This is a genomic window from Solwaraspora sp. WMMB762, assembly GCF_049179115.1.
Taxonomy (GTDB): domain Bacteria; phylum Actinomycetota; class Actinomycetes; order Mycobacteriales; family Micromonosporaceae; genus Micromonospora_E.
Genome location: NZ_JBMHMD010000001.1, coordinates 4,565,257 through 4,588,926 on the forward strand (window position 1 = coordinate 4,565,257; position 23,670 = coordinate 4,588,926).

General features: G+C 67.1%; 23 protein-coding genes and 2 pseudogenes. 14 read left to right on the forward strand and 11 right to left on the reverse strand.

Annotation, left to right across the window (positions count from 1 at the left end):
• The first annotated feature begins 252 nt into the window (after nt 1-252).
• On the forward strand, nt 253-1,485 hold the full coding sequence (locus tag ACN27J_RS20295) for a hypothetical protein (protein ID WP_421368542.1): 1,233 nt from the start codon (nt 253-255) through the stop codon (nt 1,483-1,485).
• 92 nt (nt 1,486-1,577) lie between these two features.
• On the opposite strand, the gene ACN27J_RS20300 is transcribed toward ACN27J_RS20295, so the two are convergent.
• The 4 genes from ACN27J_RS20300 to drmA are packed head-to-tail and all read right to left on the reverse strand — an operon-like array spanning nt 1,578 to nt 8,879.
• Nucleotides 1,578-2,540: a MerR family transcriptional regulator gene (locus tag ACN27J_RS20300; protein ID WP_421368544.1), complete on the reverse strand. Its 963-nt coding sequence runs from the start codon at nt 2,538-2,540 to the stop codon at nt 1,578-1,580.
• A 59-nt stretch (nt 2,541-2,599) separates the two neighbouring features.
• Complete coding sequence (gene drmC / locus ACN27J_RS20305) at nt 2,600-3,433, reverse strand: DISARM system phospholipase D-like protein DrmC (RefSeq protein WP_421368546.1); 834 nt, start codon at nt 3,431-3,433, stop codon at nt 2,600-2,602.
• Nucleotides 3,430-5,292, reverse strand: a complete 1,863-nt coding sequence (gene drmB / locus ACN27J_RS20310; RefSeq protein WP_421368548.1) for a DrmB family protein — start codon at nt 5,290-5,292, stop codon at nt 3,430-3,432. The genes drmC and drmB overlap by 4 nt, the downstream gene beginning before the upstream one ends.
• Nucleotides 5,289-8,879 (reverse strand): DISARM system helicase DrmA, encoded by a 3,591-nt coding sequence (gene drmA, locus ACN27J_RS20315; RefSeq protein ID WP_421368550.1) that lies wholly within the window; start codon nt 8,877-8,879, stop codon nt 5,289-5,291. The genes drmB and drmA overlap by 4 nt, the downstream gene beginning before the upstream one ends.
• A gap of 166 nt (nt 8,880-9,045) precedes the next feature.
• On the opposite strand from drmA, the gene ACN27J_RS20320 reads away from it, so the two are divergent.
• Both ACN27J_RS20320 and ACN27J_RS20325 read left to right on the forward strand, forming a co-directional pair.
• Nucleotides 9,046-9,168 carry a hypothetical protein gene (locus ACN27J_RS20320; protein ID WP_421368552.1) on the forward strand — a complete coding sequence of 41 codons (123 nt, stop codon included), beginning with the start codon at nt 9,046-9,048 and terminating at the stop codon, nt 9,166-9,168.
• 73 nt (nt 9,169-9,241) lie between these two features.
• Entirely contained in the window at nt 9,242-10,108 is an 867-nt protein-coding gene (locus ACN27J_RS20325; RefSeq protein WP_421362034.1) for a transposase family protein, read from the forward strand.
• Here ACN27J_RS20325 and ACN27J_RS20330 read toward each other — a convergent pair.
• A complete protein-coding gene (locus ACN27J_RS20330; RefSeq protein ID WP_421368554.1) occupies nt 10,093-10,425 on the reverse strand; it encodes a hypothetical protein in 333 nt (110 codons plus the stop codon). The two genes, ACN27J_RS20325 and ACN27J_RS20330, sit on opposite strands and share 16 nt — an antisense overlap.
• A gap of 347 nt (nt 10,426-10,772) precedes the next feature.
• On the opposite strand from ACN27J_RS20330, the gene ACN27J_RS20335 reads away from it, so the two are divergent.
• The gene (locus ACN27J_RS20335) at nt 10,773-11,009 is read left to right on the forward strand and encodes a hypothetical protein (RefSeq protein WP_421368555.1); all 237 of its coding nucleotides are present in this window, start codon (nt 10,773-10,775) and stop codon (nt 11,007-11,009) included.
• 105 nt (nt 11,010-11,114) lie between these two features.
• Nucleotides 11,115-11,480, forward strand: a complete 366-nt coding sequence (locus ACN27J_RS20340) for a hypothetical protein (RefSeq protein ID WP_421368557.1) — start codon at nt 11,115-11,117, stop codon at nt 11,478-11,480.
• A 47-nt stretch (nt 11,481-11,527) separates the two neighbouring features.
• Here the strand turns inward: ACN27J_RS20340 and ACN27J_RS20345 are convergent, their stop codons facing one another.
• From ACN27J_RS20345 to ACN27J_RS20355, 3 genes are read right to left on the reverse strand one after another with little or no spacing between them, the layout of a single operon-like run.
• The gene (locus tag ACN27J_RS20345) at nt 11,528-12,298 is read right to left on the reverse strand and encodes a DNA-processing protein DprA (protein WP_421368558.1); all 771 of its coding nucleotides are present in this window, start codon (nt 12,296-12,298) and stop codon (nt 11,528-11,530) included.
• An 18-nt stretch (nt 12,299-12,316) separates the two neighbouring features.
• Nucleotides 12,317-12,970, reverse strand: a complete 654-nt coding sequence (locus ACN27J_RS20350) for a DUF433 domain-containing protein (RefSeq protein WP_421368561.1) — start codon at nt 12,968-12,970, stop codon at nt 12,317-12,319.
• 2 nt (nt 12,971-12,972) lie between these two features.
• Nucleotides 12,973-13,302 (reverse strand): hypothetical protein, encoded by a 330-nt coding sequence (locus ACN27J_RS20355; RefSeq protein WP_282232882.1) that lies wholly within the window; start codon nt 13,300-13,302, stop codon nt 12,973-12,975.
• Nucleotides 13,303-13,440: 138 nt separating this feature from the next.
• Here ACN27J_RS20355 and ACN27J_RS20360 point away from each other — a divergent pair, with 138 nt between their 5' ends.
• From ACN27J_RS20360 to ACN27J_RS20395, 8 genes and pseudogenes are all read left to right on the forward strand, one after another.
• Nucleotides 13,441-14,337: a helix-turn-helix domain-containing protein gene (locus tag ACN27J_RS20360; RefSeq protein WP_421368563.1), complete on the forward strand. Its 897-nt coding sequence runs from the start codon at nt 13,441-13,443 to the stop codon at nt 14,335-14,337.
• Nucleotides 14,334-14,540, forward strand: a complete 207-nt coding sequence (locus ACN27J_RS20365) for a DUF397 domain-containing protein (protein WP_421368565.1) — start codon at nt 14,334-14,336, stop codon at nt 14,538-14,540. The genes ACN27J_RS20360 and ACN27J_RS20365 overlap by 4 nt, the downstream gene beginning before the upstream one ends.
• Before the next feature lie 287 nt (nt 14,541-14,827).
• Nucleotides 14,828-15,091: pseudogene (locus ACN27J_RS20370) on the forward strand (Scr1 family TA system antitoxin-like transcriptional regulator); the annotation flags it as partial.
• 152 nt (nt 15,092-15,243) lie between these two features.
• Nucleotides 15,244-16,086 (forward strand): IS5 family transposase, encoded by an 843-nt coding sequence (locus tag ACN27J_RS20375; protein ID WP_421364797.1) that lies wholly within the window; start codon nt 15,244-15,246, stop codon nt 16,084-16,086.
• Nucleotides 16,087-16,123: 37 nt separating this feature from the next.
• Nucleotides 16,124-16,426 (forward strand): annotated as a pseudogene (locus ACN27J_RS20380) (DUF397 domain-containing protein); the annotation flags it as partial.
• A 669-nt stretch (nt 16,427-17,095) separates the two neighbouring features.
• The gene (locus ACN27J_RS20385) at nt 17,096-17,842 is read left to right on the forward strand and encodes an ATP-binding cassette domain-containing protein (protein WP_421368567.1); all 747 of its coding nucleotides are present in this window, start codon (nt 17,096-17,098) and stop codon (nt 17,840-17,842) included.
• A gap of 161 nt (nt 17,843-18,003) precedes the next feature.
• Entirely contained in the window at nt 18,004-19,122 is a 1,119-nt protein-coding gene (locus ACN27J_RS20390; protein WP_421368569.1) for a hypothetical protein, read from the forward strand.
• 136 nt (nt 19,123-19,258) lie between these two features.
• The gene (locus ACN27J_RS20395) at nt 19,259-19,783 is read left to right on the forward strand and encodes a hypothetical protein (RefSeq protein WP_421368571.1); all 525 of its coding nucleotides are present in this window, start codon (nt 19,259-19,261) and stop codon (nt 19,781-19,783) included.
• A gap of 77 nt (nt 19,784-19,860) precedes the next feature.
• On the opposite strand, the gene ACN27J_RS20400 is transcribed toward ACN27J_RS20395, so the two are convergent.
• The 3 genes from ACN27J_RS20400 to ACN27J_RS20410 are packed head-to-tail and all read right to left on the reverse strand — an operon-like array spanning nt 19,861 to nt 23,131.
• Nucleotides 19,861-22,251 carry an ATP-binding protein gene (locus tag ACN27J_RS20400; protein ID WP_421368574.1) on the reverse strand — a complete coding sequence of 797 codons (2,391 nt, stop codon included), beginning with the start codon at nt 22,249-22,251 and terminating at the stop codon, nt 19,861-19,863.
• A 3-nt stretch (nt 22,252-22,254) separates the two neighbouring features.
• Nucleotides 22,255-22,866 (reverse strand): DUF6879 family protein, encoded by a 612-nt coding sequence (locus tag ACN27J_RS20405; RefSeq protein WP_421368576.1) that lies wholly within the window; start codon nt 22,864-22,866, stop codon nt 22,255-22,257.
• The gene (locus ACN27J_RS20410; RefSeq protein ID WP_421368578.1) at nt 22,859-23,131 is read right to left on the reverse strand and encodes a hypothetical protein; all 273 of its coding nucleotides are present in this window, start codon (nt 23,129-23,131) and stop codon (nt 22,859-22,861) included. The genes ACN27J_RS20405 and ACN27J_RS20410 overlap by 8 nt, the downstream gene beginning before the upstream one ends.
• A gap of 117 nt (nt 23,132-23,248) precedes the next feature.
• Between ACN27J_RS20410 and ACN27J_RS20415 the strand changes: the two genes are divergently transcribed.
• Nucleotides 23,249-23,641, forward strand: a complete 393-nt coding sequence (locus ACN27J_RS20415) for a hypothetical protein (RefSeq protein ID WP_421368580.1) — start codon at nt 23,249-23,251, stop codon at nt 23,639-23,641.
• The last annotated feature ends 29 nt before the right edge of the window (nt 23,642-23,670 follow it).

Consider the following 23,670-nt stretch of genomic DNA (forward strand, 5'->3'; position numbering starts at 1 on the left):
CCCACCCCTCGGCGGACGATCTTGAGCTCCGACTGGTGTGGGCCTGGATGTGCAGGTCAGCGGCACCTCTTACGGTCGGACTGTTTGAGACCCGACAGAAATGGTGTAGCGTTCCGGTCAGAATTGGCGTTGCGGTGATCACATAAATCCACCGTACGGGTCACCGACCGCAATCCTTCCTCACATTTTCCTCAGTGAATCATTTGATTGCCACCAAGTCTGCGCGGTTCCGCGCTGCAAGGCTTGGTGCTCATGACATTCCTGCAGCACCGTCGGATGTTCCGGCACGCCCGCACCGCGACCGTCCTGTCCGTACTGATGCTGGGTCCGATGCTCGCCGCGAGCACCCCGGCCGCCGCCTCCTCCACCGTGCCCACCGCGGAGATGGCCGACTGCCTGCTCTACGAATCGTCCGAGGAGCTGGCCTGCTATCGCGACTTCCGGACCGCCATGAAGGTGGCGACCGCAGGGGCGGTCTCCGACGCCCCGCGCGACGGCAGCCGACTCGACGCGGCGACCACCGAGCGGATCGCCGCCGCTGGCGAGACCGCCACCCGCGCCATGGCCTCGGGTAGGACCGCAGCCGCCCAGGTGGTGCTCGGGATCGCGTACCGGGACGCCAACTTCTTGGGCGGCTCGCTGAGCATGATCTCGCAATCCGGCACCTGCAGCGGCGGCAAGTACTACTACTTCAACAACCTCGCCAGCGCTGGCTGGGGCGACGTGATCAGCTCGTACAAGAACGTCACCGACTGCGCCAGCAACTACTACGTCAACGCCAACCAGTCCGGCACCCCCCACATGTGGTACTCGCACGACTGGCTCGCGCGGGTGCCCGCCGACAACCAGTACAGCTCGGTCAGGTTCTGGGACGGACCGTCCCGCGCGGAGCTTTTCGAGCACTGCGACAGCCGGGCCGTGTCCTGCCGGTTCGTTCCGGGAACGCCGGTGACCGAGACCACCGCCGGCTTCCACGAGGTCGCCTCGCACTTCAACTGCACCCCGTACGACAACAGCCTGTCGGTCGAATGGTCCGACACCACCGGTGGGTCGATCAGCATGACCGCCAAGGTCCCCGCGACCACCTTCGGCTCCAGCGCGCTGAGCAACGTGTCGACGAGCATCAGCCAGAGCATCGGCCGGCAGTGGAGCTGGGAGTCGACGGTCTCCCGGACCACGTCGCTCAACGCCGGCCCGTCGGGCTGGGCCGCGCTGGACCGCAGCCCCAAGCTGCAGACCGCCCAGGGCACGATCGAGATCAAGCTGAAGAACAAGGCCTGGGGCCGCAAGGAGTGGTACATCTGGGACTTCGAGGCGACCGTCGAGGTCCCCGACCACCTGGGCGTCACCCGGTCCCGGGGCGGTCCGATGACCGAGGCCCAGATCGCTGAGCTCTGCACCGACCCGGCCCGCCGGGCCGCAGCGGCGACCCGCTTCGAGACCCGCCGCGAGCTTGCCGACGACCGGCCGGCCACCGCCAGCTGATCCCTGACCGTCACTACCGCCCGGGGTGCCGCCAGCATTTTCGTTGGCGGCACCCCGGACCGTCGCATGCGCGCCGTCGCTATCGCTGTGCCTCAAGGCAGGGCCGAGACCGCCGCGTGCAGCCAGGTGGTGGCCGGCGCGTCGGCCGCCTTCGGCTGCGGTACGCCGTTGATCGTCGCCGTCAACGAGTGGTACCTGCCGAGCAGCTCGGCGTGCCGGCTCACCTGCCGGCCCGGATCGGCGTCGACCAGCTGCCGCCGGACGTCGGCCACATCCGGTTCGCCGGCGCGCGCCGCGACCGACGCCACGTACCGGCCGGCCAACTCCCGTGCCTGCGGTGAGTCGACCGGCAACCCGGCCTCGGCAGCCGCCCTGGCCTCGGTGAGCAGCTCCACCAGGTGCTCCACCTCCGCATCCGACTGCGGCTGCGGCTGCGGCTGCGTACTCTGGTCGGCGGCCGGCCCGGCGAAGACGTCGCTGAAGTAGCCGCGGACCGCCTGCCGGAAGTCGGCGTCCTGCACCAGGTCGGCCAGCTCGATCCACGCTTCGAGCTGCTCGCAGGTCGGATCCGCCGGCAACCGGGGCCGCCACGGGCGCAGATAGTCGATGAAGTCGTCGATCCCGAGGCCGGCGGTGACCTCGGTCCAGAACTCGTCGACGAGCCGCTCACGGTCGTCGTCGGACATGGTTACCAGCTTGTGCATGAGGCTCACCTGTTCGGTCGTACCGCGTTGTCTGACGATCGTGCGAAGGACGGCCCGGCGGGCCCGGAACCGGCTCAGCTGGCGGTCGACGACCGCCAGGTGCGCGGTCGCGAGATCGTCCAGTGTGATCTCGTCGGCCAGCAGTCTGCGAATGTCGTCAATGCCCGCGTCCAGCTCGCGGAGGGTACGGATCAGTTCGAGACGCGCGATTCCGTCGACGTCGTAGCGCCGGTAGCCGGCGTCGGTGTGCTCGGCGGGGGTGACGATCCCGGCGTCGGAGTAGAACCGGATCGCGCTGACGCTCAGGCCGGTACGCCTGGCGACCTCGCCGATCGAGTAGAGCTCGTCCATGGCAGTGACTATGGCGTCTCAACCGACTTGAGAGTCAACATCGCTGCTCGCTCAGCAGGTCAGAGCCGCCGCAGGACGCCACCTCGTGGGTCCATCAGCGCGGCGAAGTGGTCGACGAGTCGCCGTACCGCGTCCGGGTCCCGCACCACCACGCCGACTTCCAGGTTGTCCGACAGCGCCCGGTCGGTCAGGTTGGCGCTGCTGACCAGCGCCGCATCGGTGTCGGCGGCGAGCACCTTGGCGTGCAGTGCGGCGCGGGCGCGCCCGCCGGAGTGCCGTCGCGCCGCCGGCCAGTGCCAGCAGGTGACCCGGTCGCCGAGGCCGGCGAAGACGTCCGCGCCGGTCACCCCGCGCAGCGGTCCACCGTCGGCGGTGCCGCTCTCCAACACCAGGTCGACCCGTACCCCACGGTCGGCGGCGGCGGACACCTCGGCGACGACCTCGGCGACGCCGTACGCGGCGAAGCTGACCATCAGCAGCGACCGGCGGGCCTGCCGGATCAGCTCGACCACCACCGACCGGGTCAGCCGCACCGCGACGGCCGGGCTGCTCGGCCCGCTGACCACCAGCTCGGTACGCCGGGTCTCGGCGCGCCGCTGCAGGTGGGCGGCGCCGCGCAGGGCCAACGCGACGGCAGCGCCGGGCAGATCGGGGGCGTGGGTCCGCCAGGCGGTGACCAGCCTCCGGGCGTGGGCGGCGACGGCGTACCCGGGGCGGGCGTCGATCAGCGCGGCCTCGACCGTGACGTCCGGCCGCCGGACCGAGGCGAGTACGCCGGCCCACGCGGCGACGTGCCCGGCCGGCAGCTCGGCGGCCAATTCGGCGACTGTTCCGGCCAATACCTCGGCGTCAGGACCGGCAGCGGCCCGGCCGTCGGCACCAGCGGCGGTCACCGGAAGAAGCCGCACTCGTTGTCGGCGAGGGTGTCGACCAGCAACGACCGGTCCAGGTAGTGGTTGCCGCCTTCGCAGGAGGTTTCGGCGGCGTACAGGCAGGCGTGGCAGGCGGCCCCGGCGAGCCGGCCGTGCACGGTCGGGTCGTGTTCGGCGCAGAGCGGGTCGGAGCTGCACAGCCGGGCACCGTCCAACGCTCGTTCGATCAGCGGGCCGAGCCGGTCGGCCCGGCCGAGGGAGACCAGCCCGCCGAGGGTGCCTTCGCTGTCCGGGGCGGCGGTGTAGAGCAGCACCCCGGCCATCGGCACTTCGCCGGTACGCGCGTACACCCGTTCACCGATGCCGGAGGCGCTGTAGCCGCACTCCAACGCCAGCTCCCGGATCAGGGTGTGCGCGAAGGTGTGCAGCAGCAGGTAGCGCAGGCCGGGCCAGCAGCCGGGGGGTAGTTGCCGCTGCGCCCGCCACTTCTCGTGGGCCTGGATCAGCAGATGTTCGCGGGCCTTGACCTCAGGGTCGTGTTCCCATTCGACGATGCGGTCCTCGGCGAACCGCAGGAAGATGCCTTCGCCGCGGGTTTCGGCGCACGGCACCCAGGTGGGTGGCTCGGCGGACAGCGGTGCGCGACGCCGGTCGGGGGTGTCGAGCACGTCGCGCTCGGGGGCGTCGATGCGGGTGAAGCCGTACAGTGCGGCGACCCGTCGGAGCCGGGGCACCAGCACCACCTGGCTCAGCCAGTGCCGGTGCCCGGCGGGGACCCGCTCCGGTCGGGTGGTGAAGTCGGGCAGTTCGGCACCGGTGCCGGCGGTGAACGCCCGCCACTCGGGCAGCCGCAGGTCGAGATGGTCGTCGTCGCTGCTGCCGAGCCGGCCCCCGGCACCAGGTGAGTCGTCACCGGCGTCGTGCCGCCGCTGGATCGCCGCCCACACTTTGTCCACTCCGTACGGTTCCAGCTCCGGCCAGCAGGTCTGGGTGGGCAGAATCGCCTTGCCGGTCTCCGATGGAAGCGAGGCGAGCACGCTCAGCGTCGCCCAGAACTCGTCGACGGCGTGGTCCACCGGATGTTCCGCCTTCGGCAGGCTGAACACCGGCACCTGCATGGCGAACCAGCTGTTGGTGGCGCCCAGGGCCAGGGTGCGTGGCGGCGCGTCACACGGCTCGTAGGTGCCCAGGTGCGGGTGGCGGCCCCGGCAGGCGGGCAGGTTGCGTTCGGCGAGCGCCCCGATCGCCTCCGACATGGGCCGGTGGGTCGAGCACTGGTTACAGGTGACGAAGATGTTGGTGGTCTCACCGGTGCTGCCGCGTTCGGACAGTTGCAGCGGATGGCCGGCTCCGGGGTCGCTGCCCCGGTGCGCGAAGTACGACCAGGGGAAGTCGTCGAGGTGGCCGTTGCCGCAGGCCAGCACGAACCGGGCCGGTACGGCGGTGGGTCGGCCGCCGCCGTTGCCCCGGCAGGTGTGCACGTAGCGGACCTTGTCCGGCAGGTGCGTCGAGATCAGTTCGAACAGCCCGGATTCGGCCGGGGCGAGCCGGTTGCAGCGGGTGTCGGAGCAGCGCAGCCAGCTCGGGAAGAGTGCCACCGGCACGCCGATTCGGGCCCATTCGGCGTACGGGTCGGAGGTTTCCGGCAGGTGCGGCGGCAGCCGCAGCGCCTGCACTTGGTTGCCGAGTTTGGCGCGCATCGCGGCGAGCAGCCGGTCCTCGGTGATGACGGTGGCGCGGGCCAGCTCCCAGTGGTCGAGACCGAGCGGCATCACCGACAGGCTGGGCAGGTCGGCGACGGAGCCGATGCCATAGGTGTGCAGCAGCTGGTTGGGGCGCAGCGCGCCGACCCGCAGCTGGCGTTGCTGCGGGTCGCTCACGCCGGCACCTCCGCCTCGGGCCCGGTGCCAGCGGCCCTGGTGTCGGCCGCCGGATCGTCGGCGCGGGGGAGGAACGGTGGCGGGGGCTCCGCCGCGCCGACGGCAGCGAGCTGCAACTGCAGCTGTACGCCGGCTTCGACGTCGCGCAGCGAGGTGGGGCAGGTGGTCTGCCGCCAGCGGCCTTCCTCGGGGCGGTGCAGCAGGCCGGCGACGTCGTCGCTGCGGCGTGGCTTGTCGTACGCGAGTCGCCGGGCGGGCACGGCCCGTTCCCGCGCCCACACGTCGAGCCGCGCTTCCAGCTCGTCCTCGACCCGCTGCCGTACGGCGTTGTCGCCGGCGACGTCGCTGCGCCGCTTGAGGAACCGGACGACGTGGTCGGCGAGTTTGCCGTACCGGTCGAATTCCTGGGCACGCAGGTTGCCGTTGTAGGTGCGTTCCAGGTCGCGGATCAGGGCGACCAGCACCCCGGTGAGGCCGCGGTCGATGGCCCGTTCGGCGAACGGGGTGACCGACAGCGCTTCGACCTGCCGGTAGACGGTGGCGTGGAAGTGGTCGAAGCGTTCATAGTGCGACAGGTCGCGGGGCCGGGCCCAGTTGTAGACGGTGAAAACGATGCCGGGAGCGGCGCGGCCGACCCGGCTGGTGGCCTGGATGTATTCGGCGGCGGACTTGGGCTGGTTGGCGACGACCATCACGCCGAGCCGGGACACGTCGACCCCGACGGCGATCATGCTGGTGGCGAGCAGCACGTCGATCGGTCGGGGGCCGCCTTTGCCGCGTTCGGCGGTGAACCGGACGGCGAGCCGGTCCAGCAGTGGCCGGATCGCGTCGGACGACATCCGGGAGGTCAGCTCCTCCAGCAGCGGGTCGTAGCGGCGGGCCAGGCCGCGTTCGTCGGCGCGGGTTAGTCGGGTGGAGACGTCGTCTTCGACGAGGCGTCGCATGCCGCCGAGGTCACGCAGGCTGTTGAAGTAGCCGACCAGAGTCATGTACGGGTCGGTGACGTCGTTGCGGCCGTAGCGTTCGTGCAGCTTCTGGGCGGCGCCGAGGACCGACACGTAGACCCGGATCAGGGTGGATTTGATCCGGGTGCCGTGGGCGCAGATGCCGATGTAGCGCCGGCCGGGACGCTGGTCGGGGTGGCGTTGGCGGGCGAAGAAGCTGTCGGCGGCGTCGAGGCCGGGCGGCGGGAAGACTTCGGTGCTGCGGTGGAACAGGGCGTCGATCTGGCGGTGGGCCCGGCGGACCGTCGCGGTGGAGGCGATCACCTTTGGTCGGGTCCAGTGGCCACGTGCCGGCTGCCAGCTGGCGAGTCGGTCGACGGCGGTCTCGTAGAGGCCGACGAGGGAGCCGAGCGGGCCGGAGATCAGGTGCAGCTCGTCCTGGATGATCAGGTCGGGGGGTCGCAGCCGGGGGCAGTCGACGATCCGGGCCGGCCCGGCGTTGCCGGTGGCCCGGTGGTACGTCGCTTCCCAGTCGGCGCGTTCCAGGTCTTCGGTGACGTAGCCGTGCCGTTCGCAGCGCCGGCTGACCTGCCCGAACAGCGTCGCGGTCGCACCTTTCCAGGCCAGTTGGGCAAACTTGTCGACGGTGGCGATCAGCAGGGCCGGCGGGTTCCGGTAGATCTCCTCGTCGACCAGCAGCACCGGCAGGCCGCGCCGGTCCTCCCTCAGGTTGTGTCCAGCGGCGTCGCTGAACGGGCATTCGACGTCGAAGCAGCGCACCAGGGTCCGGCGGTACGTCGCCTCGACCATGATGTCCCGGCCGGCTTCGATCCGGCTGCCGCACCACGGGCAGCTGGTCAGCTGGTGCGGTGACCCGTGACCTCGGGTGGCGGCACCGCGACCCCGCCGCTGCTGCTGCAACCACTGTTTGACGTCGTCGGTGTGGTTCGGGGTGACCTTGCCGCCGACCCACAGTCCGATCCGGATCGGCGTGTCACCCCAGGTGGCCTCGTCGGCGCGGCGCAGGGTTTCGGCGGCGCAGATCAGGGTGGCGGCCCGCTCGAACTGCTGGATGGTGAGCAGCCGCAGCGTGTACCGCATCAGCACGGCGAGGCCGTCGGCTGCGACCAGGTCACCATGGGCGGGTTGCAGCCGGCGGATCGCGATGGTGAAGGCGGTCAACCCGAGGTACGCCTCGGTCTTGCCGCCACCGGTGGGGAACCACAGCAGGTCGGCGACGGCCCGCTGCGGGTCCTCGGCCCGTTCGGCGTGCCAGGGGTCGGCCAGCGCCGGCAGGTTGATCAGCAGGAAGGCGAGCTGGAACGGCCGCCAGCGGTGGTTGACGGGCTGGTCGGCGGCGGCGGTCGCCGCCGCGAGCCCGAGGCCGGGGTGTTCGCGACGGGCGTCGGCGACCCTGGTGTGCACCCGCTGCAGGTACATCGCCTGGTTGGCGAAGCCGAAGGCGCGGCGGGCGGCCGGGTCGGTGGCGAGCAGGCCGATGCCCGCGGCGATCCGGTCGGCGGCGCGGCGGGCGTCGCGCAGCGCCTCGGCGACCTGGCGGCGGTGCTCGGCGAGCCGGCGGTGCGGCTGGTCGGCGGCTGCTTCGTTGCCGGCGATCCACGCCCGGTAGCCGTCGACAAGCGGGGTCAGCGCCGCCAGCAGCGGATCATCGGTCGGGCCGGCTGCCGGGGTCACGGCTTGGGTGGCCGCCAGCTCGGCGAGGCGTTTCATGTCGAGCTCGACGGCGGCCAGCTCCGGCAGATCAGGGTCGGTGTCGGCGGTCGGCACGTCGGTGAACGGCAGTTCGTGCGCGGGCACCGTGCAGGCGCGGATCCGGTGGGCGCGCAGCGCGTGGCCACCGTCGGCGGCCGGGTCGGCCTGCACGGCAGTGCCGTGGCCGACGGCGTACTCGGGGTGAAAGCGGTAGGCCATCGACAGCCGGCGGCGTTCGGCCTGGTCGGAGGCGTCGCCGCCGGTGATCTGCTCGGGTCGGGGCCAGAAGACTGGCTGGTCGCCGTCACCGGTGGCGGACAGCTCCACCTGGAAGATCCAGGAGCTGGCGTCGCGCCGCGCGCCGGGCTTCTGCCGGTTCTCCAGGAACAGGGAGATCAGCCAGCGGCCGTCGCGGCGGCGGGCCCGGCCGCGTACCACGATGTCGGGTTGGTCCGGGTCGAGGGCCTGCGGCGGCAGCGGGCCTTCGGCGAGTACGACGGTGATGGTGCCGCCGTGGCTCTGGCGCTGCCAGACCCGCCGACCGGCGTGCTCCTCCCGCTGCGAGGCGCCCCGGTCGTAGCGGCCCCAGCCGCCGGTGACCCGCAGCGCGGCGGCGGCACCGTCCACGGTGGCGGTGAAGCCGAGCGCGGACGGGGCGAGGCTGGGCACGTTGGGTGCGCTCGGCTCCGGCTCGCCCTCCATGATGTCCGATGCACTGGCGTCGGACAGCTCGTCCTGGGTGTCGGGCTCGACGGCCTGGCCGTTGGGGGCGAGCCGGCCGAGCAGGTAGCGGTCCAGCGGGCTCTCCTGGGTGCCGAACTCCTCGTCCGGCCCGTCGAGCGGCCCGAGCAGGTCGGCCAGGACCAGCGCCTGCAGCTCGTCGCGGATCACGCCCGCGTCTGGTCTGCCGAGTACGCCCACCTCACCCATGCCCGCCACCGTAACGGCTCCCTCCGACACCGTCCTCATGCGATCGGCCGATCTGCGGCAGTTCCTTTGATCAACTTGGTCGTGCGTGGATAATCAGCAAGATTGCTTGCCATTCTGCCAAACAATGGTGTCGAAAGCTGTCAGCCGCAGTGGTAGGAAGAGACCCATGAGCAGCACGCTCGCGACGCTCTGCGAGAGCAAGGTCATCTCCTGGTCGACCCTTGGCACCGAGGATGGCGGCGGCAACGTGACCGGTGGGCCGATCACCATCCGGAGGACTTCCCAATAGGCTTCGAGCCGATTGGCACCGAGGTTCGTCGATATTACGTGGGGTGACGGCCTGTGGTGTGACCAAGGTGGGCGTGTCGTTTGTGGAAACGGCGGCCGGCGACGTCTGGATCATCTGGGTTGTGTGGACTCAAACGATCGACGGCCGGCCGCCGCGCTGTGAGCGTATGACCGGACTGGACTCCGATCAACTGGACTGGCTGTACGAGCAGGTGGACGCGCTGGTCGACTGGGACCTGCCGGTGGGGCGCCCTCGGGCGTTGCCGCTGTACACGGCGTTGGTGCTGGTGTTGTTCGGGCTGCGGCACAATCTGGCGCCGGACGTGATCGGTGAGGTTTTCGGCTGCGGTTCGACGACCGTGGAGCGGTATCAGGAGGAGCTGGAGCCGCTGGTGGACGTGGTGTTGACCCCGCTGTACGAGCAGGTCCGTGACCAGGCCCGCCGGGACGCGGTCCTGGTCGATGGTCTGGTCGCGCCGGTCGGGGAACGCGACGACGTCGACGGGCTGTTCTCCGAGAAGAAGGGCTTCTGTGGGCAGAACGTGCAGGTGGTGGCCAATCTCGCCGGGCGGGTGGTCGATGTGGGTGACCCGTGTCCGGGTGGCATGCACGACCGGAAGGCGTTCGACGTGTCCGGGATCGCCGCCGGGTGGGCCGGCCACTACGCCCCCGGCGGGCCCGGGATGATCGGTGACAAGGGGTACCAGGGTGCCGGCATCGTGAGTCCGTACAAGAAGCCTCGGGGTCGGGAGTTGACCGGGGTCCGACGCGCGTGCAACACCGCACTCAACCGGCTCCGCGCCGCCGTCGAACGCGCGATCGCCCATCTGAAGTGTTGGAAGGTTCTCAAGACCGGGTTCCGCAGATCGTTGGAACACTTTCCTGCCACATTACGTACGGTAATGAAGTTGGAGATCTTTCGCGTTTACGGATTACGTTGAGAAAGCCCGGTAATAGTTTCGGGAAGTCCTCCCGATTCAGCAAACAGATTCACGATCAGGCCACCTTCTTCAGTGAGCTGTTCTCGTCGAGAGCGCCGTTCTGGCTCTGGGGCCGCCCAGCCGTCACCGCTGACGGCTCCGCCGAAGTCGCTGCCGTGGATCTGCACGTGGGCCAGCAGCTCCGGATCGATGTCGGCAACGACTGGATGAGGATCTACCTGGAGAAGCGCGGTGGTGGCAACGCGGTAGCCAGGCTGGTGAGCAACCTGCAGCGCCACTTCGATGCCGCGCTCCAGATGGTCGACCCCGAGCTTCAAGCAGCCATCCAACTCACGCCCACGGTCGGACCAGAATGAAGGTACGAGATCCGGTCACCACCGCCGGTGAGTCTCGGTCGAACGCCGGAGGCACCGACGCGCCTCGACAGCGAAGCTGCCTCCGGCGCAGCCGGCTGGCTCGGGTGTTCCTCGCCGCGCTGTCGGCCGCAGTGTGATTCGGCTGTACGTCGGGTCCGCCGGTATCCGTCGGCGAATCGGACCCGACGCTGCTCGTTCACGACGTCCGACGTGGCGGCGACGACGCGCAGATCGACGGATACCTGCGCCACCTCGCCGACGCCGACTGTTTCGTCCTCGAACCGGACCCGACGACCGGGCAGGACGGGATGCGCAACGTCGCCGTCTGGCCACCCGGCTCGAAGGTGTGGCGGGACGGTGGGCAGGTCGCCGGGGTCGACGTACCGGGCCGAGAGCCGATCGCGATCGGCAGCCGGGTCGTCGGCGGTGGCGGCTACGCCAACCCGTCGACCAGCGACCTCGACCTGCCCGACGTCGCCCCCGACTGCCTGACCGGCGGCGGCGAGTTCGCCATGCTGCACACCATCGTCAGCGTCACGCCGTGAACGGCAGAATCTCGATCGACCATCGGATAATGGGTGGGCTTCCGCTACGGCTGACCCCATAGGATCTCCGTCGGCAAGTTGACGCAGCGTCGAAGCGGAGTGCGGGTGTCGGATCCGGGCGGCGCAACCGAGGCGGGTAGCGGCAAGGGCTGGTGGCCGCTGGCTGGTGGCTTTGGCGTTGCCGCGCTGGGTCACGCACTGGCCGTCGCCGCTCTGACGATCCCGGTCAGGGCGCTCGGCGCGTCCAGCCCCAGCGAGGACCTGGGTGTTGGCGGTCGGTTCGCCGTCATCTACGCGGTGTTGTGCACCTACGCCTCCGTACACGTGATCTTGTTGACCGTCGGCCTCGTCTTCGTCTGGTCCGAGCGTGGGAATCGAATGTTCAAGCGAGGACTGGTAACCGGCTGGGTCGGCGGCTGGGCGTTGATCATCGCAATCGTTGCCACATGGTTCGCGCTCGCGGAGTCGTAATGCTCCGTGCTGACACGAGGGCGTAGCCAGGAAAGCCCTCCAGGTCGCTATCGGGGGGGCAGTCGGTTGAGAAGGCCGTCGACGGCTTCGATCAGCTCTGCCGTGCCGCGTACGACGTGGACGCCCGGCTTGGTGGCCAGGGCTTGCGCCCACCGGCTTTGCAGGGCATGGCTGGTCAGGATCACCGGCCGGCCGTGCCCGAGGGCAAGGCGAGCCTGGATGCGGGCGCCGCTGGTCTCGCTGGCTTCGACGACGAGGGTCGCCGCCGCGTACCCGCTCATCACCGCGTTGCGCATCGGGAAGCTCTGCCTGGTGGGGCCGGCGTCGGGCCAGAACTGGCTGACCACCAGGCCGACTTCGGCGATGTGGTCCTGCAGCCGCCGGTTGGCCGACGGATAGTAGTTGCGGATGCCGGTGCCGATGACCGCGACGGTCCGGCCACCAGCGGCGAGGGCTGCGGTGTGGGCGGCGGTGTCGATGCCGTGAGCCAACCCGCTGGCGACCGTCACTCCCCGGTTGGTCAGCGACTCGGCTACCGATCGCGCGATGCTCAGTTCACGCGCTGACGCCTTGCGGTTGCCGATGACGGCTATGGAAGGATCGTTGGCCCAGAGCTGGCCACGGGTAAACAGCAGCGGAGGCGCCTCCTTGATGCCGCGCAACTGGGCTGGGTAGCTGTCGTCTGAGAAGGTGTGTACGCCGATCCCGTCCGCCCGCCACCCGGCGATCTCGTCGGCAGTGGCTGCGATCAGCTCAGCAGTAGAGCCGGTCGTGACCGAAAACAGTGTCTCGGCCTGACACAGCACCGGGTCTGGCATCGGACCTCCCAAATTCAGTCAACGGCTGGGCCGGGTGCCGGACTCGTAGGCCAACGCCCAGGCAACGTCACTCGGGGTCAGGGCGTACATCTCGGCGATCGTCTCGGGGTCGGTGCCTGCCGCGTGCTGTCCGGCGATGGCCTCGGTGCTCACTCCGCCGATGGCGGGCCGGCCGAAGCGGACGTCGGGCCGGACGCGTACCGGCGAGTCCGGGTCGGGGTCGGGTCGGTAACTGGCCGCGGAGTTGCCGGCCCAGCCGATGCGTCGGTGGAAGGCCGCAGCCGGCGGGGTCAGCGTCAGCCGGTTGCCGGTGGTCGTGACCAGCCACCAGCGCGGATGCAGGCCGGCTGCGGCCTGGGCATCCCGGACGAGAGCGCGTCCATCGGTGAAGGCGCGCCGGTCAGCGATCGGGTGCGGCACGCCGAAGTGGTCCCGGAGCAACGCGAGGAAGATCGGCAGTCCGCTCATCGGCGCACGATGCGCCTGTCGGTGTTCCCGCAGGTAGGCGGCTTCGACAAACTCGGCCCAGTCGAGCACCCGCCGGCTGGGCGGGCCGGCTCGGCTGCCGGACGGGTCGGACCGCCGCTGGCGGCCGTCGGTGACGGCCAGCCAGCGGCGCAGGGTCGACGGCGGTACGCGGAGCAGCCGGGCCGCTGCCGCTTCGGTGAACACGGCTACTCGGCGGCGGGCACGAGGACTTCCGAGCCGGACCAGTTGATGTCGAGGTTGCCAAGGTCGCTCTCGGGCTGGTCGTCCTCGTCGAGGGTGCTGAAGGCGGCGTGGTAGCAGCCGAACCCGTGGCCGCCGGCCGCGAGGGTCGCGACCGCCCAGCCACGCAGGTTCTCCCCCAGCTTCTCCGGCTGACGTGGGTCGACGGCGACCCGGATGACGCCGAGCAGGTCGTACGTCTGGTCGCGCGTGCCGGCGTTGTCGATGCGGCACAGCGAGAACCCGTACCGCTCACCTTCCTCCTGCTGGTAGATCAACTTTCCGAATCGGTACACGGGAACCTCCTCGTTTGCGGCGGGACTGCCGACCGTGACTAGCATCAGGCAAGTCGTTTGTTATATCAACCCCCTAGTCTGTGGCGACTTCCTGAAGTAGGCTCACCCTGCTATCCGGTCCTGTAAGGAGTGAGGAACATGATCCAGTCACCGACGGGCCAAGAGGCAACCGACGGCGCAGACGTCTCGCCCACGGTGCAGGCATGGGAACTCGGCATCAGGCTGCGCGTGCGCCGTGAGGAGTTGGGCATGACAGCGGTTGCTTCCGGCAAGGCGACCGGCATCGCCCAGGCGTACATCTCGGGCGTAGAAGCCGGCCGGGTCAAACTGCCAGCCGGTCGACTGGCTCAACTCATCGAGATCTACGAGATCGACCCGGAGGACGCAGCCGAGCTGGAAGAGCTGCGGGTGGGAGCGACCCGTCGCGCCTGGTGGCACCAGTACTCCCAGCTCTTCCCCGCTGACTTCCTCCGCTTCCTCGGCTACGAGGCCGGCGCGGATCACGTCCGCAGCTACGACAACGAGCTACTCCACGGACTGCTCCAGACCGAGGACTACGCCCGTGCCGTGATCCGTGGCGGCAACACCTACGTCCGGTTGACCGAGATGACCAGGCGGGTGAAGGCGCGCCTGGCACGGCAGGCTCGGCTGACCGGCCCCAACCCCTTGAACGTGAGCACCGTCATCAGCGAGGCAGTCCTCCGTCAGCAGATCGGCGGTCCAGCGGTCATGCACAACCAGCTCAACCACCTGGCCGAGCTGGTGTCCTCGCATCCGGATCAGATCCATATCAGGGTCGTGCCGTTCACCGCCGGAGCACACCCCGCGCTCGGCGGGCCGTTCCAGATCCTCTCGTTCCCATCGCCCCGGCTGCCTGACCTGGTCTGGCAGGAAGTCCTGACCTCCAGCGACATCATCGACCAGTCCGCTCGCGTAGCCGACTACACGATGACCTTCGCTGAGGCTGAGGAACGCGCGCTAAGCTCGCAGGACTCACTCGCGCTGATCCGCCAGATAGCCAAGGAGATGGGATGACCCCGCAGGTCGGCACCCCTGACCGGGACTGGATCAAGTCGTCGCGCAGCTCCAACAACGCCGCCTGCGTCGAGGTCCGCTTCGCTGGTGGCCAGGTGGACGTACGCGATACCAAGGACCGCACCGGCCCGACCCTCGCCTTCGACTCCACCACCTGGGCTACCTTCGTCACCGGACTGAAGAGCACCCCCACCCAGCCCTGACCGCAGAACCCTGCCAGGCGCGACGGCTGCACCGCATGACTCCAGGATCGGATGCTCTCCAGCTGCTTCACGCTCGGTGTGTCATGCAGATGGAGAGCATCCGATCCTCAAACTGAGCTCCGCTGAGACGCCGCCGAGTTGGAAGAGCTGCGGATGGGCGCCGCGCGTCGCGGCTGGTGGCAGGACTACGCCAAGCTCTTCCCGAACGAATTCCTGCGCTTCCTCGGCTAAGAGGCCGGCGCGTCGCAGCTGCGTAGCCTCCACTCCGAGGCCAACCACGGCCTGCTCAGACCGAGGAGTACACCCGTGCCGCAATCCGTGGCGGCAACACATTCGTTCGACAAACCGAAGTGAATCGACGGGTCGCCGTTCGGATGGCTCGCCAGGTCCGCTTCGATGGCAGCGACCCGATCCGGATTAACAAGGTGATCAGCGAGGACGCGCTGCGCCAGCAGATCGGCGGCCCAGCGGTGATGCGAGGCCAGCTCGACCACCTCGCCGCCCTGAAGACCGACCGGCCGGAGCAGATCGAGATCCGGGTGATGCCGTGAAGAGATGGGATGACCCCGCAGATCGGCACCCCTGACCAGGACTGGATTAAGCGGTCGCGCGTAATGGTGGGTTGATCGGCGCGCCTGAACGGATGCAGGCACAGAACTAGTGATCATGAAGTTGCTGACGCTCCGTGATCACGGGAGGTTCTGTGCCTGCCATCCCAGCATGGCTGATCGAGCCGTTGTGGGTCCAGTTCGCCGCGCTGCTACCCGATCGGCCGACCTACCAACCGACACACCCGTTGGGCTGTCACCGTAGACGGGTCGATGACCGCATCGTGTTCGACAAGCTGGTTCAGGTGTTGCGGTTCGGCTGCTCCTACGAGGCGATCGCCGATGCCACCTGTTCGGCCACCACGATCCGCGGCCGCCGTGACGAATGGATCCGCCTCGGGGTGTTCGCCCAGCTCAAGCAGATCGCCGTGGACGCCTACGACCGGCTCGTCGGCTTGGTCTTGAGTGACATCGCCGTAGACGGCTGCATCACCAAGGCTCCCGGCGGCGGTGACTGCGCCGGACGGTCCCCCGTCGATCGGGGCAAGCAGGGCATGAAACGCTCCACGATGGTCGACGGCTACGGCATTCCCCTCGGCCGGGTCCTGGCCGGCGCGAACCGACACGACTCGCCCCTGCTGGCACCCACCCTCGATCACCTCGACGACCTCGGCCCACTACCGCCGACCATCACGGTGCACCTTGACGCCGGCTACGACTCCGCCACCACCCGAACGCTGCTGGCCGAACGCGGCCTGACCGGCGAGATCGCCCACAAGGGCGACAAGGCACCCATCCAGGCGAGCCAACGGTGGCACGTTGAACGGACGAACAGCTGGCACAACGCGTTCAACCGGCTGCAACGCTGCTACGAACGAACAGAGAAGGTCATCGACGCGTACTTCGACCTCGCCGACGCGATCATCACCGTCCGCAGCCTCACCCGACGCGCATGGACCCTCTACCGATGGGACAACCGCCCCACCCGCCGCCGATGACCACCAACCATTCCGCGCGGCCTCTAAGTCGTCGCGCAGCTCCAACAACGCCGCCTGCGTCGAGGTCCGCTTCGCTGGTGGCCAGGTGGACGTACGCGACGCCAAAGAGCGCACCGGCCCGATCCTCGCCTTCGTTGCCGCCACCTGGATCAGCTTCGTCACCGGCCTCAAGCACACCCCCGCCCAGCCCTGGCAGCCCAGCCCTGCTCGAGGTTCCTGCGCCCCAAGGACCGACGGCGATCTCGGCGACGCGAACCAAGCGCGGCCTCCTCCTTGGGCGGCGGCAAGCATGACGGCGGTCCACCCCCAGCGAAGCCGCCAACCCACTCGACGAGCCTAGGTGGGTGTGACATGCATCACACGCGTTCGCCCGACCGACATTAGGAGTGACTCACTCACCTGCACCTGCACCTGCACCTGCACAAGGAGGCTCCGGCCCGCAGCTGCCAAAGGCCAGCGAACCAGATCCGTCCTCGTTGCCCCCCCCGCCGAAGCATTGCTACGCTGCGCATGCAGATCAATCACTTCTGCGTTGCCAGCTGTTCCTTCAACTCGCGAGGTGGACTCATGAGTGCAAGGCAAGTGGTACGACAGCGGAACTCACTGAACCCAAGGCGGATCACACAAGCGGTTGCCCTCGCAGCCATCATGGTCGCAGCGGTGGCACTTGGCAGTTCCGCAGCAACCGCAGCTGGCACGTCAAACAAAGTTTCAAACTGCTACACCGAATGGTGGAACACCGCGTGGGCACAAAAGTGCTCATCGCCGGGTGCCGGTCTGACCGGAACGTACCAATCTTCCGTCAGCTGCTCACTTCAGGGCACCCGCTACCTTGATAGATTCCGTTTTTCCGGGAGCACCCAAACCGTCTCCGGTGCCGACTGCCTCTTCTCCGTCAGCAACGGGCATATCACTTACTACTAGAACCTATCGAACGCTAGGCGAAACAGCGTGCTGGGGGTGCGGTAATACGCACCCCCAGCACGCTGCTGAGGAGTGAGATCATCAGATGAACGTAGTGCTAGACGCGGTGTCACAGCGGTACGGATTGACGCTCGCCATGAATCGCATCAGCCTCACACTTCAGCCTGGCACAATTGGCATTCTCGGCCCAAACGGTGCCGGCAAGACAACCCTTCTGCGCACATTGGCAACGATCATGCCACCCAGCTACGGCTCCATATTATTCGACGACGTCCAGATTGACACAGAACAGAAGGCTCGATCGGTCCGCAGCCGTATCGGCTACCTCCCGCAGGACTTCGGATTTGATCCGCAGATGACCGTTGCCGATTTCGTAGCGTACGCTGCATGGATGCGGGGAGTCGAGCCAGGAGAGTGGAATAGATCGATAGATCGTGTGCTAGAGATGGTCGACTTGACCGATCGGAGACGATCGAAGATGCGAAAGCTCTCGGGCGGTATGCGTCGCCGAGCAGGCATTGCCTGGGCGATCGTAGGAAACCCTCAAATGGTGCTACTCGACGAGCCTACCGTTGGCTTGGACCCTCGCCAGCGGCTCCAGTTCAGGAGTATCTTATCCGGGCTCGATGACGCGATCGTCCTGCTAAGCACCCATCTCACTGACGACGTCGCCGCCGCCTGCGATCGAGTAATTGTCATGCACAGCGGAGAGGTCCGGTTCGACGGGTCGGTTATTGCCCTATCGTCCCTGAGTCGCGAGGACCTGCCAGGTCACTCCGATCTGGAAAAGGCATACATGCACGTCTTGCCGGAAAGCGAGCGGCAGGTATGAGGATTCTACTGCTACACCTGCGCAATTCCCCAATTCGTTGGGCGCTGCCACCCTTAATTGTTTTGGACCTATTGATCATATTCATACGCAGTCGGCACTGGATCGGAGTGTGGCCGGAAACAGGTGCCGCAGCTCAGGTGCCAGCATACATGCTCGGTGTCGTGACAGCCGGCGCTGCAGCATGGTCGGTGACAGCGCCAGGTAGACACGGGGTAGATGAGCAACTCGCCGCAGCCAGAGTTGCTCCAGCCGCCCGCGAAGCTTACCTTCTATGTGCGACAGCCACCATTCTACTCAGCCCCTACGTTATTGGCCAAGCTGTCGCCCTTGCCATTACCGCTCGGACAGCACCGCCAGGATTCCATCTTTGGATAGGCTATTTCGTTTTTGGAGCCTTTGTACTACTTGTTGCGATTGCTGTCGGCTGGCTAATGGGGAAGATATTTAATGCTGCGATAGCCGCGTTGATCGCACCACTCGGATTCTTACTCCTCATTGGAATTCTCGACCAACAGGGCTCTTTCGCCATCCTAACCGGCAGGCCTGCGTTTGTACTTGACTCGCTTTCGTTGCTCCTACGAACTTCCAGCATAATTGCATTTCTTGTAACACTACTCTGGATATCCAAATCGGAGAAAACCAAGCTTCGAAGTTTCGGCTTATCTTTGGCAACCGCCATAGCAGTCATAGTATCCATGCTAGCCACGCCGGTCGTTGTATCACGAAATCCACCCGGAAACAACGTACTCTGCGTCGAAGGACGCTCGCATCTGTGCATCTGGCCTGAGCACGAAAAGTATCTTTCTGACATTCGCGCCATCAGCACTCGCATCAATGCCCTTCCAGGGAATTTTTCGATTCCATCTCAAATGAACGAGTATGGGATAGATTCACACTCATATCTCACCAACGAACGCGAACAAGATTTAGATGCCGCCCCATACTTCCAAATCATCGCAGGCAGCCCATGGTCCTACGGAGATGACATCGGAAAAGCCATCCTGAGCCTAACATTCCAATTCCTTGACCGGGATGCATGTAATTGGCAGAAAATATCAGAAGACGACTCGAATCGACTGTGGACACTTGAAGCATGGCTGACCGCTTACTTGGTCGGCGGTGGCGCCCCAGACTCGACAACAAATGCCCCAAGCGACATGCAGGACGCGTGGAAGGCGGGTCGAACGCTCGCTAGCAACGAATCAATTGGCGATCAAATCGCCTGGGCAAACGAAGAAGTGAGTGAGATTCGTGACCGCTACTGCAGCTCCCCGAGTTAAGCAGTCCAGCCGCGCTTCTTGGCGGGGGATCCGGATGTTTGTTGCCGTGCGACCGGTCCGGTCTGCCCTAATTTCAGCTGCACTCTGCGGCGTATCCGCCGCCTGGTTTGGAACAATTGAGGCTACCCTGCCAACCGTGGGCGAAAACGGCCAGGTCAGCGTTCCGCTCTGGAGAATGCTCGCAATGGCTGCGAGCGTTTCTCCGGTACTTGCATTACAGAGCAATCTGGGCGCCCTAGAATCTGTGGCTACCGCCCACCTGAAACGACTCACCTGGCTTTACGCTGTCGCCATGGCAACCACATGCTGGTTGCTGTATCTCATCCTTGCAGGTACCACTCTTCCTATTGAAGCTCTGGCTATCACCCTCCGCGCGCTCATTGCCTGGTACGGAATTTCGCTTTTATCAGGCGTGATCCTAGGGTGGCGTCTCGCCTGGGCCATGCCGGTAACAACCATCTTGTTTCTTTGGTATTGGGGATACGGCAGCCAAGGCTACTATCTCTGGTGGGAGTTCACCGCCCGCCCTCCGAACGACGTTCCCAGCCTTGTCCTCAGTGGCGCGCTTCTCCTCATCGGCATCGTCGCCTACTCCGCGACCCCTTGGCGCCGCTATCGGCTACGGCCACGCTCACGGATGTTTCAGACCCAGTATCGGTAAGTCCACTCTGCGGATGGGTCAGCTACCACTACAGCCGGGCGTGTGGTATCCGCACAGCATCGGAGTCGACGGCGTGGTCAGGCCCGCTCGATCCGTTCGCGGAGGTCGACTGCGCGGGCGTCCTCGAACTGGCTGAGCAGCGTCAACGCGTCTTGCCGTACCGGCAGGGCTTCTGCTTCACGGCCAGTCGCAGCAAGGGCAGTCGCCAAGTTGTGCAGTGCGACGGCGGTTTGCCAGGAGTCGCCGAGCCGGCGGTGCACTCCGGCGGCCTGGCGGTGGAAGTCCACTGCCTCCGCCGACCTGCCAAGATCCTGATACGCCTCGCCGACGCCGTCGATTGCGGTTGCTTCCCGGCTGCGGTCACCGATTCGTCGTTGCAGCGCAGCAGCGCGGTGCAGGATGTCGAGTGCGGCGGCAGGGTCACCGATGGCCTGCCGTACCCGGGCCAGCTCGACCAGCCAGTGGCCCAGCCACAGCGAGTTGTTCGCTTCCTCGGCGATCGCGACCGCAGTCTCAATGTTGGCCTCGGCGTTGGCCACGTCACCCATCTCCCGCTCGGCCCTGCTGAGGAAGAACAACGCGTTGCCTTCCTGGCCCCGGTCCCCGAGGTCGCGTAGCTCGGCGAGGGCTTCCCGGAGCAGCACGGCGGCCTCCGGCAACTGCAGCATCTCGTACCGTGTCTCGCCCAGATTGCTCAGCACCAGCGCCCGCCAGCGTCGGTTGCCGAGCCGGGTGACGATCTCCAGGGCTTCGGAGAAGAAGCGGACCGAGTCAGTCAGCCGGCGATGCCGCAGCCCCAGCAGGCCGAGCGCGTTGATCGAAACAGCGGTGCCGAACTCGTCACCGATCTCGCGGCGGACCGTCAGGGCCGCCTGGTGGCACTCGGCCGCCTCGTCGAGTTGGCGTGCCTGGAAGTGTGCCTTGCCGAGACTTTCCAGGGTTTCGGCTTCCCCGCGCCGGTCACCGACCGACCGGGCTGACGCCAGCCCGATCCGCGCAGTGGTCGACCACTCGTCGAACGCGTTCTGATGCATGTAGACGCCGCGTAGCACCGCCGCCAGATGCCAAGCGACCTGGTGTGCGCCGCACTCGCTGGCGAGGCGGGTCGCCGCGACCAGGTTGTGCCGCTCAGTCTCGAACCATTCGGCCGCGGTCGTCGATGCGCTGAACGCCATCGCCTCGATGCCACCGGGCGGGTCCAGCGGCACCGTCTGGTTGAACGGGAGCATCGCCGTCACCGCAGCGTCGGCGCTGTGCAGGTACCAGCGGAGCACCCGCAGCCGCGCCGCTTGGCGTTCGTCGTCCGGCTCATGCTGGCGCACCTGATCGATGGCGTACGCGCGGAGCAGGTCGTGCAGTTGGTACCGGTCCAGCCCGACGTGCTCCAGTAGGTGGGCGCCAACGAGTTGATCGAGCAGGTGCCGGATCCGGCGTGCCGGGGTGCCGGACAGTGCGACGGCCGCCGCCGCACTGAAATCCGGGCCGGGATGCAGCCCCAGCAACCGGAACAGTCGCGCCGCTTCCTCGGTCAACGCACGGTACGACCAGGCGAACACCGTCCGGACCGCGTCGGACTCGTCACCGTCGTCGGCAGTGAGCGTGTCCCAGAGCGCTGACTCGTCGCGCAGGTCCTGAATCAGTTCGTGCAGTGTCATGAAGGGCCGGCTGGCCGCTCGTTCGCCGGCGATCCGCAGCGCCAGCGGCAGCCGCGCACATAGCCGGGCCAGTTCGGCCAACTCCTCGTCGCTGTCCCCCTGGCGATAGCCGTCCATGACAGTCCGCAGCAGCTCGATGGCGTCGTGTTCCGGCAGGATGTCGAGCGTCAGGCGTTGGCCACCGTCCCTGGCCACCAGTGCGGAGAGTCTGCTCCGGCTGGTGACGATGACCGAGCAGGTGTCTGTGCCAGGCAACAGCGGTCGAACCTGACCAACCGATGCGGCGTTGTCCAGCACGACGAGGATCCGCCGGTCGGCGAGGCGGGACCGATACACCGCTGCCCGCTCGTCCAGGTCTGCCGGGATCGCAGCAGGTGGTACGCCAAGCGACCGGAGGAACCGGTCCAGGGCCTCCGCTGGATCGACCGGCAGTCCGCGGTCATATCCGCGCAGGTTCACATAGAGCTGTCCGTCCGGGTAACGCGTCTTGACCCGATGTGCCCAGCGGACGGCAAGCGACGTCTTGCCAACCCCGGCCGTGCCGGCGACGACGAACAAGGTCACCGCAGGTGCGGTTTGGTGGGCGTCAGTCAGCAGGCGGTCGAGGGCCAAAAGCTCGCGGTTGCGGTTGAGGAAGCCGGCGACCCCGCCGGGTAGCTGCCGTGGCGGCGGACCGGGTGCCGGGTCGCCGCCATGAAAATGTACGCCCCCATGCACGTCACGGGCCTGCACCAGGTCCGCGCTGCCGGAAAGGTCGGTCTGGTTGACGTGTCGGGGATCCGGGTCGTCCGACGCCGCGCCGCCCTGGAACATGTCTCATGTTCCCGTAGGCGGCTCCAGTGTGGCCACTTCCCGATCAAAGAACGTGTCCAACGGCTCGCCTTGCTGGTACAGCCCTTCGATGAGACGTTGGCACCGGGCAATCAGCTCAGGGTCGGTGAAGCGACGGGCGGCGGCGAGCACACCCGTGTCGTCGTAGACCGCCTCGTACATCACGTCGAGGCCGAGCGTGTAAATCTCCGGCAGCGGACCTTCCGCTTCGTACAGAGCGACCTGCTCCGGACCGACGACGTTGGTCAGGCCGCCGTACTCATGCCGGAGCCGGAGCAGGTGCAGCTCCCATTGCAGGTATGGGATGATCGGCTTCTCGACGATCCGCACCCGCCGGTTGACGAAGCCCTGACGCGCGATCCGGCCGTAGTAGTCGGCGAAGTCGTCGCGCTGCTCTTCGATCAGCCGAAGCGACTCATCCCACCGGCCGTCGACGAAAGCCTCCCAGCTCTTGTTGCCGGGCTCCTTGAAGAACTGCTGCCGCTCCAGCTTCCAGAAGCCGACCGACTCTATCCGCCAGAAGTGCTCGTAGAAGTCGGACCAGTAGTCATCGAGCGTCAGCAGCTCACCTGGGTCATCGCCGAGGACCTCATGCATCAGGTATGTCCGCCCTTGCCGCGATCATGGTCGAACGAGGAATGATCACCAGGCGCTCGCCCGGATCGATCGACACGCCCTCCGGCAGTTGCTGGTGGTAGGTCTCGGTCAGATCATGGCCGATCACTGCGATGTCGCCGTTGGAGAGCTCCCAGATGTCGGGGCAACTTCCATCACCAGAAGTCTCTCCCAGCTCATGCGCGGACTTCCCCCAGCGCCTGATGAGGGTGGCTGTCGGATCGGCTTCCCACTTTGATCCACTCATGATGACCTTCCAAGACTCGCTAGCCGGTGTGACTTACGGTAACATCGAAACAGCTTGATCAAGCTCCTTTCGCACCCGATGTCGCCAATAGGGATAATCCTCAGATTGGGAGTGCCGGTGACTGAACCGATCATGGCCACCGTCGTCTCCGCACTCGTCACCTGGGCGACGACCGCCGTCGCCCAGGGCGGCAGCAACACTGTCAAGTCGTGGGTACGGCTGATCCGCAATCGGTTCCAGGAGAGACCAGCAGAGCTCACGCTCGTCGAAGGCACCTTGTCTACGCAGGTCCAGCCCGAGCAGACGACCCAGGCCGCAGAGTTGCTGTGGCAGGAGGCTGAACGGGACCCCGAGTTCGCTCGCCAACTGGTCGCGCTCTGGCGAGCCGTGGGCACTCCCGGCTCCAGCGACGGCTCCGTGACCAACCAGATTTCCGGCGACGTCGAAGGCACCGTCATCCAGGCCCGCGACGTCTTCGGCGGAATTCATCTGCAAGGCCGCACCGACTGAGAGCGTCAGCGGCCGACAAGCACCCACGA

What these genes read in the sequence shown, in the direction of transcription:
- ACN27J_RS20295 (WP_421368542.1), top strand. Translation starts at nt 253, where the DNA reads ATGACATTCCTGCAGCACCGTCGGATGTTCCGGCACGCCCGCACCGCG.
- ACN27J_RS20300 (WP_421368544.1), bottom strand. Translation starts at nt 2,540, where the DNA reads ATGGACGAGCTCTACTCGATCGGCGAGGTCGCCAGGCGTACCGGCCTG.
- drmA (WP_421368550.1), bottom strand. Translation starts at nt 8,879, where the DNA reads ATGGGTGAGGTGGGCGTACTCGGCAGACCAGACGCGGGCGTGATCCGC.
- ACN27J_RS20320 (WP_421368552.1), top strand. Translation starts at nt 9,046, where the DNA reads ATGAGCAGCACGCTCGCGACGCTCTGCGAGAGCAAGGTCATCTCCTGG.
- ACN27J_RS20335 (WP_421368555.1), top strand. Translation starts at nt 10,773, where the DNA reads ATGCGCAACGTCGCCGTCTGGCCACCCGGCTCGAAGGTGTGGCGGGAC.
- ACN27J_RS20345 (WP_421368558.1), bottom strand. Translation starts at nt 12,298, where the DNA reads ATGCCAGACCCGGTGCTGTGTCAGGCCGAGACACTGTTTTCGGTCACG.
- ACN27J_RS20360 (WP_421368563.1), top strand. Translation starts at nt 13,441, where the DNA reads ATGATCCAGTCACCGACGGGCCAAGAGGCAACCGACGGCGCAGACGTC.
- ACN27J_RS20365 (WP_421368565.1), top strand. Translation starts at nt 14,334, where the DNA reads ATGACCCCGCAGGTCGGCACCCCTGACCGGGACTGGATCAAGTCGTCG.
- ACN27J_RS20385 (WP_421368567.1), top strand. Translation starts at nt 17,096, where the DNA reads ATGAACGTAGTGCTAGACGCGGTGTCACAGCGGTACGGATTGACGCTC.
- ACN27J_RS20400 (WP_421368574.1), bottom strand. Translation starts at nt 22,251, where the DNA reads ATGTTCCAGGGCGGCGCGGCGTCGGACGACCCGGATCCCCGACACGTC.
- ACN27J_RS20405 (WP_421368576.1), bottom strand. Translation starts at nt 22,866, where the DNA reads ATGCATGAGGTCCTCGGCGATGACCCAGGTGAGCTGCTGACGCTCGAT.
- ACN27J_RS20410 (WP_421368578.1), bottom strand. Translation starts at nt 23,131, where the DNA reads ATGAGTGGATCAAAGTGGGAAGCCGATCCGACAGCCACCCTCATCAGG.